The organism is Pontibacter mangrovi (assembly GCF_006385705.1).
GTDB lineage: Bacteria > Bacteroidota > Bacteroidia > Cytophagales > Hymenobacteraceae > Pontibacter > Pontibacter mangrovi.
Map to the genome: position 1 here is coordinate 309,545 of NZ_VFRQ01000005.1, position 12,650 is coordinate 322,194.

General features: G+C 53.8%; 6 protein-coding genes. 4 read left to right on the forward strand and 2 right to left on the reverse strand.

What is annotated here, in order from left to right; translation table 11 throughout:
• Positions 1-63: 63 nt before the first annotated feature.
• Positions 64-1,785: a GMC oxidoreductase gene (locus tag FJM65_RS11470; protein ID WP_140621657.1), complete on the forward strand. Its 1,722-nt coding sequence runs from the start codon at positions 64-66 to the stop codon at positions 1,783-1,785.
• 145 nt (positions 1,786-1,930) lie between these two features.
• Here FJM65_RS11470 and FJM65_RS11475 read toward each other — a convergent pair whose 3' ends face one another.
• A complete protein-coding gene (locus FJM65_RS11475; protein ID WP_140621658.1) occupies positions 1,931-3,712 on the reverse strand; it encodes a RagB/SusD family nutrient uptake outer membrane protein in 1,782 nt (593 codons plus the stop codon).
• 26 nt (positions 3,713-3,738) lie between these two features.
• Entirely contained in the window at positions 3,739-7,098 is a 3,360-nt protein-coding gene (locus FJM65_RS11480; protein ID WP_140621659.1) for a SusC/RagA family TonB-linked outer membrane protein, read from the reverse strand.
• A 601-nt stretch (positions 7,099-7,699) separates the two neighbouring features.
• On the opposite strand from FJM65_RS11480, the gene FJM65_RS11485 reads away from it, so the two are divergent.
• The 3 genes from FJM65_RS11485 to FJM65_RS11495 all read left to right on the forward strand — a co-directional run bounded on the left by FJM65_RS11485 (position 7,700) and on the right by FJM65_RS11495 (position 12,600).
• Positions 7,700-8,236, forward strand: coding sequence for a gluconate 2-dehydrogenase subunit 3 family protein (locus tag FJM65_RS11485; protein WP_140621660.1), 537 nt, complete (start codon positions 7,700-7,702; stop codon positions 8,234-8,236).
• Positions 8,237-8,240: 4 nt separating this feature from the next.
• Positions 8,241-9,959, forward strand: coding sequence for a GMC oxidoreductase (locus FJM65_RS11490; RefSeq protein ID WP_140621661.1), 1,719 nt, complete (start codon positions 8,241-8,243; stop codon positions 9,957-9,959).
• A gap of 235 nt (positions 9,960-10,194) precedes the next feature.
• On the forward strand, positions 10,195-12,600 hold the full coding sequence (locus FJM65_RS11495) for a glycoside hydrolase family 2 protein (protein WP_181163701.1): 2,406 nt from the start codon (positions 10,195-10,197) through the stop codon (positions 12,598-12,600).
• The last annotated feature ends 50 nt before the right edge of the window (positions 12,601-12,650 follow it).

Below are 12,650 nucleotides of genomic sequence, written 5' to 3' on the forward strand. Positions count from 1 at the left end.
TTACAGCTTACCGAAGGCCGGCATGTACCGGCCTTCGGCATTCATTTCACTTCAAGAAACATCATGGCAAATATCAATACGTCCGGGCTAGCTGATCATACTTTCGATGCCATCGTGATCGGGTCCGGGATTAGCGGGGGCTGGGCAGCCAAAGAGCTTTGCGAGCAGGGCCTCAAAACGCTGGTGCTGGAGCGGGGCAGGAACGTGGAGCATCTGAAAGATTATCCTACGGCCACTAAAAATCCCTGGGAGTTGCCGCACCGTGGCCGCCTGTCGCTGGACCTAAGAGAGGAGAACCCAATCGCCTCCAGGTGCTACGCGTTTAAAGAGGATGCCACCCACTTTTTTGTGAAGGACAAAGAACACCCTTATGTGCAGGAGAAGCCCTTCGACTGGATTCGTGGCTACCAGGTGGGTGGCAAGTCACTGTTGTGGGCCCGGCAAACACAGCGCTGGAGCAAGTATGATTTCGAGGGACCGGCCCGGGATGGCTTCGCCGTAGACTGGCCCATCCGCTACGACGACCTGGCCCCCTGGTACAGCCATGTGGAGCGATTTGTCGGGATCAGCGGCAACAAAGATGGGCTGGACACCTTGCCGGATGGGGAGTTCCTGCCGCCCTGGGAGATGAACGTGGTCGAGAAAGCTATCCGCAAAAGAATTGTGGAGGCGTACCAGGACCGGCATGTGGTGATTGGCCGCTGTGCCCATTTAACGAAGCCCCAGGAGATCCACCATCAGCAGGGGCGCGGGCAGTGCCAGGCCAGAAGCCTGTGCCAGCGCGGTTGCCCTTACGGCGGCTATTTCTCCTCCAATTCCTCCACACTGCCCTGGGCCGCCAAAACCGGTAACCTCACCCTGCGCCCCGACTCCGTGGTGCACTCCATTATGTATGATGAGAAAAAGGGAAGAGCGGTAGGCGTAAGGGTGATAGACGCGCACACGAAAGAGGCAACCGAGTACTTTGCCAAAATTATCTTCGTGAACGCCTCCACCCTGAACACCAACCTCATCCTGCTGAACTCCACCTCCTCGCGGTTCCCCAGCGGCTTGGGCAACGACAATGGCTTACTGGGCAAGTATGTGGCTTTCCATAACTACCGGGGCTCGCTTTCGGCAAGTATGGAAGGGTATGAGGATAGCTATTACTACGGCCGCCGGCCCTGCGCCGTAATGATGCCGAACTTCCGCAACGTGCACAGGCAGGAGACAGATTTCCTGCGGGGCTACATGGTTTTCTACAGCGCCAGCAGGGGGAGAGGAGGCGCCGCCGCAAACGGCGAGCAGCTAGGGGCCGCCTACAAGGATGCGCTGCTGGAGCCCGGCGGCTGGGGCATTTACATGATGATGCAGGGAGAGACGATCCCGAAGGAGAGCAACCATGTGCGCCTGAGTGCCGACGAGAAAGATGCCTGGGGCGTGCCGCTGCTGAAGGTGTCGGTGGGGTATGATGAGAATGATGAGAAATCCCTGAAGGACTTCCTGGAGCAGGGCGCGGAGATGCTGGACAAAGCCGGTTGCAAAAACATCCACGTCAACGACAGCCGTCAGGCCCCGGGGCTGGACATACACGAGATGGGCGGCGTACGCATGGGCCACGATCCGAAGACTTCGCTCCTGAATAAGTATAACCAACTGCATGCCTGCCAAAATGTATTCGTAACCGACGGCGCCTGCATGACCTCCACCGGCACGCAGAACCCATCAATCACTTACATGGCGCTAACGGCAAGGGCTGTAAACCATGCGGTGAGCGAACTGAAGCAGGGGAATCTACAAGTATAAACTTTGGGAGCAGAGTAGCCTTACTGCATAGATGTATAAAAAGTATAAGTATAAAAAGAAAACCACCTGTAAAACTACAGGTGGTTTTCTTTTTATACATTCCGTTGTGCTGGAATGTAATGCAAAGTATAGATGATACTATAGCTTAGTAGCCAGGGTTCTGCGTCAGCGTAGAAACTCCGTTTACCGTTTGCAGGTCTATCTGTATTTGCGGGATTGGGAAGTACTCATTCTTGCCTGTCACAAAGTTTCCACCGTTTACATCTGGTAGAATAGCCCCTTCATAGTTGAAGAAAGCGTTTAGCTCCTCTTCCGCCTTGCCCCAGCGCACCAAGTCAAAGAAACGATGGCCCTCCAGCGCTAATTCCAGCTTGCGCTCAAAGTAGATTGCCTCCAGTGCCTGCTCTTGGCCAAGCCCTGCAAAGTAGCCATCCGGGTATGGCGCTACGTTGTAATTGGCGGCTTCCTCATTGCTGAAGCCGGCTGTAGGGTTTTCCGGGTCTTTGTAGTCATAAACTTTGTTTACCGGCAGGGCCGCTCTGGCGCGCACCATATTTACGTATTCCTGTGCCTGCGCCAGGTTACCCAGTTGGGCTTCCGCCTCGGCAGCCATTAACAGCACGTCAGCAAAGCGGATCAGCACTACGTTGATGGCTGAGCCCGGTGCCCATGAACTCTGGTCGGAGTAAGTATCTGCAGTAGCTTGCCAGTAGATGTGCTTTTTAGAGGAGTACGGGCCGGCAGTGCTCTGCTCACGTATCCAGGCCTGGCCAGGATGATAACCCCAATCCAGGAACGGAATGTCACGACGACCTACGGTCCAGTCCAGGCGCGGGTCTACAGGCTGTGTGTCTGGTGTGAAGGCTGTGCTGGAAGATACTCCTTGGTCGTTCTTCAACGGCTGTGCGTTATAGCTGTCCAGGTATGGTAGGCCCTGATTGTTGGTGCGGTAAGAGTTAGCCAGGTCAATGGTTGGCTGAAAGAAACCGCAGCAGCGGAACGGGCTGTTATACGGGTAGTTCAGCATCTCGCCCTGGTTGGCGTTAGAGATGGTGCCGGTTCCGTCGTAAGCCACCATTTGTATGGCAAATACCGACTCCTTGTTGTTCTCGTTCGCTGCGTCAAAGTTGTCCTTAAACCTATCTACCAAGCCATACTTCAGACCATTGGAAGTAACCCCTTCGTTAATAACCTGGTCAAAGACACTTTTGGCTTCCGCATACTTATGCTCAAACATGTAGGTTTTGCCCAAGTAGGAAGCTGCTGCCCACTTGTTGGCCCTACCCACCTGTGCCTGTGTTTCTGGCAGGTTATCCATGGCAAACTGAAAGTCAGCCTCAATCTTTGGCCAAATGTCCTGGTCGTTTGGCTGGTTAAAATCCTCAGTGGTTTCGTCTATCCATGGCACCATGTTAAACATCTTCTTCAGCTCAAAATAGAAGTGCCCGCGCAGGAAACGCGCCTCGCCCTCAATTCTTTGCCTATCGGCGTCAGAGATGTCGTTAGCCTGCGCCAACAGCTTGAGTGTAGAGTTGGCACGGGAAATACCTTCATACAAAGCCTTCCATTTGGTGTTGAAAAAGCCATTGCTAGGGTCGGAGATAAAGGTGGCGATAGAGTTAATGGCAGGCTGGTCTGCGCCATCGCTGCCTTTGTGTGCCTCACCTCCGGCCACGCTGCCGTAGATCCAGTTGGTTGGCGCGGCCTCCCACTGGCCGCCGCCAGCAATAGCGGCGCCATTGCCTTGGCCGTCCAGGGCAGCATAGGTACCGATGAGCAGTTTCTCTACACCGGCCTGATTAGCGATAATGTCCTCGCTTAAACCGCCAATGGCTGGCTTGTCAAGAAAATCCTCGCTGCACGAAGTTGTTAGCTGCAGAGAGCCAACACAGGCAGCGGCTAACAGTAACAGTTTATATCTTTTCATACGATTCAAATTTTAAAGTCATTAAACTAGAAGGACAGGTTCAGGCCAACCAGGTACTGGCGCACGTTCGGATAGTTGCCTTCGTCTATACCAAAAGCAGTGGTGCCACCAGAAATCTCTGGGTCGATGCCGGAGTAGTTTGTGATGGTAAACAGGTTGGTTGCCTGCAGGTAAACTCTCAGGCTGCCAACGCCATAGTTGTCCAGGATGGTCTTCGGCAAAGTATAACCTAACTGCATGTTTCTGGCTCTCAGATAAGAACCATCCTCCACAAAGTAGGAGTTAGGAACGTTTGTGGTGCTGAAAGACCCGCTTTGCTCCTGGATAGGGGCAGTGGCGTTGCGGTTCTCAGGTGTCCAGGAATCATGCACAGCGGTTTTGCTCTTAGCTCCACCAAAGTTCGGGTAGAAATCGGTCCACCACTTTACCTGGTTCCAAATGTCATTGCCTTGCGAACCGTACAGGAACATGCTGAAGTCGAAGTTTTTGTAGTTGGCACCAATGTTCAGGCCGTAGGTGAAATCCGGGTTCGGGTTACCAAGTATGGTCTTGTCATCCGGGGTGATGACGCCGTCGCCGTTGGTATCCGCATAGCGGAAGCGCCCTACTGCTACGTCTGACTGGTAAACGGCACTTGCGTCGCCGGTGGCGGCTTGCGCTGTTTCGTTGGCTGCGTTTATCTCGGCCTCGTCATCCCAGAAACCCTCTATCTGGTAACCGTAGAAAGAGCTCATGGCATCGCCTACGCGGTTGCGGACAATGTAGCTGCCGTTAAAGCGACGACTCTCCAGGTCAAAGTACTGAGAACCATTAGACACTTTCTGTATTTCGTTGTCGTAGGTGGTTAACGTACCGGTAATGTCAAAGGTAAGGTCGGAGGTTGCGTTAATATGGCCTGTTATGGCCAGGTCCAAACCGCTGTTCTTCATCTTGGCAATGTTCACAAATGGCCTTGTCGCTGCACCAGAAGTGGCCGGCAGTTCCGGGTCAAACAGCAGATCGTCTATCACTTTGCGATAGTAATCGGCTGTGATATCGATTTTGCCATTAAGTAAAGTCGCATCGATACCAATGTTGCTGTTGATATTGGTTTCCCATTTAGCATTTGTGTTGCCAATGCGCGATTGGCGGAAGCCCTCTGCTGTAGTTTTGTTAGTCCCATCAATATCATAGTAGGTCAGGTTGGGGTCAGCGCCATACAGGTAGAAGGCGTTCTCAGGTGCTACGTTCAACTGGTTACCCATCACGCCATAGCCTCCGCGTATCTTCAGGTCGTTTATCCAACTGATGCCCTGCATGAAGCTTTCCTCCGAAATACGCCAGCCGGCACTAGCCGCCGGGAAAGTGCCGTAGCGCTTACTGGCGCCAAATCTGGACGAACCGTCGCGGCGGACAACGAAGCCAAACAGGTACTTGTCCATCAGGTTGTAATCCAGGCGACCGATCAGGGAGTAAAGTGCATCTTCGCCTCTTCCGCTGAAGCTGTTACGTGCCGTTGTACCGGTAGAGAGGGTTGTATAGTCAGGGTCGAAGGAGAAGTACCCCCTAGCCGTGCCATTCACGTAATCCCAGTAGTTGTTATAAGCCTCTGTACCGACTACAACAGTTATGTCATGCACATCATTGAAGTTCTGCTTGTAGGTCAGCGTGTTGGTCCAGGTCCAGTTATAGCCACTGTTAGCATTTTGGTCAAACTGGTTGAACGAGTTGTTTTCGGCGTTCTCGTACTCCGGGAAGATAAAGGCACGGGTATTGGTGTTATACATCTCGCCACCGAAACTGGTACGTAGCGTAAAGTGCTGCAGCAGGTCTGCCTCCGCAAACACATTACCAAACAGACGGCTGTTCAGGGATCTGTTGTTTTTAATTCTATCGAGCTGTGCCACCGGGTTTCTGGCGTTACCCAGGCCATTGCCGAAGGAACCGGCAAAATTGCCCATAATATCATACACAGGAATGATAGTCTGCTCGCGGTAGGCCATGTTGATCATGTTTTCGCCTCCGCCAACTCTTCTGCTGTTAATGATGGAATACGCCAGGTTCTCTCCTATACGTACATTTTGAGCAAGGTTGTAGGTGCTGTTTGCCCGTACAGTATACCGCTTATAGAAGGTATTCTTTAGAGTACCTTCCTGGTTAAAGTAGTTCGCGCCGAAATAGAAGCTGCCCATTTCTCCGCCGCCACTCACGCCCACATTGTGGCTCATAATAGAAGCGGGGTCAAATATCTCGTCGAACCAATCTGTACCCTCCTTGTTCGCCTTTACTATACGGTAGAAAGAGCCTAATTCTGTACTTCCTCCGGTATAGAAAGGGTTAACATAATACAGCGAAGGGTCCACGGCCGGGTCGCCTTCCATTAATCCCGTTTGGTTCCCGGCCACGAGGTAATCAGGAAGGGTTGGCGAGCTGCTAGGAGTATAGGTGCCATACAAAGGGTCCACTTCCGTAGGATCATCTACATTCCGCCTATTTTTGTAAACCAGCCAGTTCAGGTCGGCCATTTCCTGCGGGTTAGCTAAGTCCCAAGGGTTATCCTTAGGGGGGCGTTGCGTGCCGTAGAAGCCATCGTACGTCACCTTCACTTTATCCTTGCCCCTTTTGGTAGTGATGATCACCACACCGTTGGCGGCACGGGAACCGTAGATAGAGGCGGAGCCGGCATCTTTGAGCACCTGCATCGTCTCCACATCATTCGGGTTCAAGTCGCTGATGTTCTGGGTTGGCACTCCGTCTACCACGTAGAGCGGCGTGTTGTTGCCAAAGGTGTTGAATCCCCGTATCCTAACCTGCTGCGACTCTCCCGGCTGGCCAGAGCTAAGCACGGTTACACCGGCCGCTCTACCTTGCAGCATACTGGTTACCGTAGGCTCCGGCTGCTTGGTCATCTCCGATACGTCTACCACGGCTACGGCGCCCGTCAGGTCTTTTTTCTCCTGTACGGCATATCCCGTCACAACCACTTCCTGAAGCGCCTTTGTGTCGGCAGCCATGGACACGTTTATAGAGGCGCGGTTATTTACCGGTATTTCCTGTGTCTTATAGCCAATAAAAGAAACAACCAGGGTGCTGTTGCCGTCCGGTACGCTCAGGCTAAAATTACCACTCAGGTCAGTCGTGGTGCCCAGCGTGGTGCCTTTCACCACTACGGTGGCGCCAGGTATGCCTTCTCCGTTTTCGTCGGTTATCTTACCTTTTACCTCAACGCCCTGTAGCACCGTCAGGCTGCTTTCGGCGGCAAAAGCAGCCGTGGCAGCCGAGGAGGCGGTAGGGGCCTGTAACAGACAGGCTACCGCTAGTGCCGTGGCTAGCTTCATCTGCCGGGACGTAAACTTCGCATGTCTGCCCAACGGGGGAATCCATGCCTTTGAGTAATTCTGTTTCATATTAGTAGGTTAGTTAGGTGAATTATTTTTTATGCTCTACAGAGGGTGTAAGCACACACCTGAAAGACTCTCGTTAGAAGACTCTTGATTACCTGACATATAGTAGCAGGAGACCAGGAAGAATAAAGGAGTTGAAGTATAGATGTTACATAGGCTTTAAGATATAATTGAGTAATCAATCATATAAATATGTGCAACATGAAATACAAAAGCAATATGGGTTTGTTGTTATACTATTATTTTGCTTTAAAGTATATAAATTTATTGAAAAAATAACAAAAATAATGTTTTAGAGGGTGATTCGTTATAGAACTATTGCTCATAGGCATGTAAAGGAGAGGTGAAAAGGATGTTTTAAGCGTGATAGAATCTGTGAAAAACCATCTTTCTGGTTTAATGGTGAGTAGTCACACTTTTTTTAATGTTGCAGCATTATTTCTTTGTGAAGCTTATACATATTACTATATTAGTGATCTCGTAGCTTACGGTACTCGTGCCCGCATCTTTAAAACGCTCCTTTTAGAGTGAATGCGGCGCTTACCGGCAACTCGTCTGGCTTCAGGCGAGACCAACAGAAAAGTTTACTTAATGATTTATACTTATGGATAGGCGATCGGTCGTAAAAGGCCTCCTGATCTTTGCGGGCGGAGCAGTGATGCTGCCCTCCTGCGTGCTGGATGAGAGCAAAGCTTCTATTCCGCTGGATAACCTGGATGTGTCGGAGGGGCAGGAGCAGCTGCTGGCGCAACTCGTGGAAACGATCATACCGGCCACCGACACGCCGGGCGGCAAGGCTATGGGCCTGCACCTGTTTACCCTGAAGATGGTGGATGACTGCCATGGAAAAGAGGACCGGGAGGTGTTTATGAAAGGCATGGACGCCTTCGACGAGCTAGCGAAAAAGCAGGCCGGCGACAGCTTTACAAAGCTAAGCCCGGCGGAGCAGCGGGACGTGGTGGCGGCCGTGAATGAGGGCAAGGCTTCTGAGGAGGTGCTCGGCTTCTACGCCATCCTGAAAGGGGAAACGATCAAGGGCTACCTCAACTCCGAACTGGTGATGACCAAGCTGCGGGTGTATGAACTGGTGCCCGGCAGGTATGACGCCTACTATCCGGTTAACAAAGAACAGATAAGCTAAAGACATGGCAAACCTGAACATAGACAGCGTAAAACAGCGCACCTACGACGCCATTGTGATCGGCTCGGGCATCAGCGGCGGCTGGGCAGCCAAGGAGCTGACGGAGAAAGGCCTGAAGACACTGGTGCTGGAGCGGGGACGGGAAGTAAAGCACAACCGCGACTATCCCACCACCAACATGATGCCCTACGAGTTTGATCACCGCGGGGAGGTGCCGCTGGAGATAAGAGAGAAAGAGCCGGTGGTCAGCCGCTGCTACGCCTTCCGCGAGGATGCCATGCACTTCTTCGTGAAAGACTCCGAGCACCCCTACGTGCAGGAGAAGCCCTTCGACTGGATACGCGGCTACCAGGTGGGCGGCAAGTCGCTGCTGTGGGCCCGGCAAACGCAGCGTTGGAGCGACCTGGACTTTGATGGCCCTGCGCGCGACGGCTTTGCCGTGGACTGGCCCATCCGCTACAAAGACCTGGCCCCCTGGTATAGCTATGTGGAGAAGTTCGCCGGCATCTCCGGCAACAACGACGGGCTTGCCGAGCTGCCGGACGGGGATTTTCTGCCAGCCTACCCGCTCAACAGCGTGGAAGATTACTTTAAGCAGAAGCTGAAAGCGAACTACGGCAACCGCCACGTCATCAGCGCGCGCTGCGCCCACCTCTCTAAGCCTAACCAGGTGCACCTGGACCAGGGGCGGGGCCAGTGCCAGAACCGCACCCTTTGCCAGCGCGGTTGCCCCTTCGGCGGCTACTTCAGCAGCAACTCCTCCACACTTCCCTGGGCCGAGCGCACCGGCAACATGACGCTGCTGCCGTTCTCGGTGGTAGAGTCGGTGATATACGATGAGAAGGCCGGAAAGGCAACGGGCGTGCGCGTGATAGACGCCAACACCAAAGAGGCGACCGAGTACTACGCAAAGGTGATATTCGTAAACGCGGCCGCCCTGAATACGAATCATATCCTCCTGAACTCCACTTCTTCCCGGTTCCCGAACGGGCTGGGCAACGACAGCGGCGTGCTGGGCAAGTACGTGGCCTTCCATAACTACAGGGCCAGGATATCGGCAGAGTACGACGGTTTGCTGGAGTACGCCACCGATGGCCGAAACCCGGCGGGCGGAGGCTACATCCCGAGGTTCCGGAACCTGCACAAGCAGGAAACCGACTTTCTGCGGGGCTACGCCGCCGGCTTCAGTGCCAATAGGTATAAAGGCGAAGACCGTTCCGGCTTTGGCGAAGATCTGAAGCGGCAGCTCCTGAACCCAAGCTGGAGCAACTGGAAAGTGGGGTCGCACATGATGGGCGAAACCATTCCGAAAGAAGAAAACTACGTGAGCCTGAGCGCCGATAAAAAAGACGCCTGGGGCATCCCGCAGCTCAACATCTCGGTCGGCTACGACGATAACGACGAGAAGATGGTGAAAGACTACATCGAGCAGATGACGGAGATGTTCACCAAGGCGGGCTTCACCAACATCCGCGCCAACGACTCCAAGCAGGCACCGGGGCTGGACATACACGAGATGGGCGGCGTGCGCATGGGCCACGACCCGAAAACATCCATGCTCAACAAGTATAACCAGCTGCACGCCTGCCAAAATGTGTTCGTGACCGATGGCGCCTGCATGACGTCCACCTCCACCCAAAACCCATCGCTCACCTACATGGCCCTGGCAGCCCGCGCCGTGGATTACGCCGTGAGTGAGCTGAAAAAAGGAAATCTCTCGTGAGTCCCGCCGCAGGGCCTTGCGAAGTATGATAGAATCGTCTCTACTTTGAGGCCACTGAAGTTTTAATTGTTAGTGTTACTTTATTTTAGGTTAGAAAGGCTCTGGAGGTAAAGCTTCAGGGCCTTTTGCCTTTTACAGGATGCGGAAGCGAGCGGCAGCAACACCATACGGAAATAATTTATACTTTTACCTGTACACAGAACCATACCCACCTGTAGCAGCCATGCCTTGTAAAATGAAGTTACCATACCTGTTTCATACTTTTGTGTTTCTAGCTTTTACCGTGTTAGCCGGCTGCAGGAGCGTGCCCGAGGAGGCAGGCGTTGCCGGCGCAACGTCATTAGGGAAACAAGTTTTTAACGACGGCTGGGAGTTTGTGCGTGATGCAGACTCGGCTGCGGTGTTTGGCGGGCAAAACAGTCTGGCCTGGGAGCAGGTGTCGCTGCCGCACACGGCGCGCCTGGAGCCGATCGAGAAAACAGAGCAGCAGTGGCAGGGCACAGCCTTCTACCGTAAAGCGTTTACCATACCTGCCAGCCACCAAGGCAAGCATATCGCGCTTCAGTTTGAGGCGGCCATGCAGGTGGCGGAAGTATACCTGAACGGGCAGCACATTTTCCGGCACCTAGGCGGCTACCTCCCTTTTTATGTGGATATCACAGCACAGGTAAAGTATGGCGAGGAGAACGTGGTGCTGGTAAAGCTCAACAACGAGGACAACCCCAACATAGCGCCCGGCAAACCGCTCGCCGACCTGGACTTTAACTACTACAGCGGCATCTACCGCAATGTATACCTCATCACCAAAGACAAACTGCATATTTCGGACGCCGTGGCCGCCAACCGCGTGACTGGCGGAGGCGTATTGCTGAACTACCAAAACGTGAGCCAACAAGCCGCCACCCTGCAGGTGCAGACGGAGCTGAAGAATGACCACGCCGAGCAGCAGGAGGCGCAGGTGAGAATCATACTTTCAGATAGCAGCGGAAACAAGATAGGGGAGGCGCAATCAGAAAGTATGGCCGTGCAGCCGGGTGCGTTCGGCACGTTCCGGCAAAGTATAAACATCACTAACCCGAAGCTGTGGTCGCCGGACGCGCCATACTTGTATACCCTGGATGTGGAGCTGCTGCAGGATGGCAAGGTGCTGGACAGGCAACGTATAAAAACCGGCATAAAGTCCTTCCGCTTCGCGAAAGACGGCTTTTACCTGAACGGCGAGAAACTGTTCCTGCGCGGCACCAACCGCCATCAGGAGTATCCATACCTAGGCTACGCGCTTTCTGATAATGCCAACTACCGCGATGCCTGGAAGATAAAGGAGGCCGGTTTCAACTTCGTGCGCTTGTCGCACTACCCGCAGTCGCCGGCGTTTATGGAGGCCTGCGATGAGTTGGGTTTGCTGGTGATGGACGCCATACCGGGCTGGCAGTTTTTCGGCGAGGCTGAGTTCCAGCAGAACGCCCTGCAGGATGTGCGCGAGATGGTGCGCCGTGACCGGAACCATACTTCGGTTATACTTTGGGAGGCCTCCCTGAACGAGTCGGGGATGACGAAAGCGTTTATGCAGCAGGCCCACCAGGCGGTGCACGAGGAGCTGCCGTTTGAAGGAGTTTATACTTGCGGCTGGATAGATGACGTGTACGATGTGTTCATTCCGGCGCGGCAGCACGCCAAAGCCCCCGACTACTGGAACAAGTATGGCAACGACAAACCGCTGTTCATTGCCGAGTATGGCGACTGGGAATATTACGCGCAGAACGCCGGCTTTAACCAGAAAGAGTTTGCCAACCTGAAGGAGGAGGAGCGCACCAGCCGCCAACTGCGCGGCTTCGGGCAGAAGCGTTTGCTGCAGCAGGCCCTGAACTACCAGGAGGCCCACAACAGCAACCTGCAGGGCCCGGCCGTGGGAGACGCCAACTGGCTCATGTTCGACTACAAGCGCGGTTACGCCGATGATATCGAGTCTTCCGGCATTATGGACATAGTGCGCCTGCCCAAGTTTGCCTTTTACTTTTACCAGAGCCAGGCTAATCCAGACCTTGATGAGGATGCCGTGTTCCACAAGCCGATGGTGTTTATCGCCAATTACTGGAGCGACCCTGCGCTAAAGACCGTGAAAGTATACAGCAACTGCGACGAGGTGGAGCTGCAACTCAACGGCAAAACCATCGCCCGCCAGAAGCCTGACCAGGACCGGAACTCCACGCACCTGCCGCACCCGCCGTTTACCTTTGAGGTACCCAGGTATGAGGCAGGCACCCTCACGGCCATCGGCTACATCAACAACCGTAAAGCAGCCACGCACCAGCAGAAAACCGCCGAAAAACCAGCCAAGCTCATACTTAGCGTAGATGTTAGCGGCAAAAAGCTGGCAGTTGGAAAGAACGATGCGGTATTTGTGTACGCCAGCGTAACCGACGCCAGCGGCACCGTTGTCCCCGATGCCACCAATGCAGTCACTTTCTCGGTGGAGGGAGATGCCGAACTGGTAGGGCCTGAAACAGTGGACGCGGAGGCAGGCATAGCCGCCATACTAGTGAAAGCCGGGAAGCAGGCGGGCCCCATAAAAATACAGGCCCAGGCAAACGGGCTGGAGGCGGCAAGCTATACGTTGGAAGCGGTGGGAGAAAACAAGTAAACGAAAACGGCGCCCAGGCTTTCCGTGTAAGAATAGCCTTAGCGCCGTTT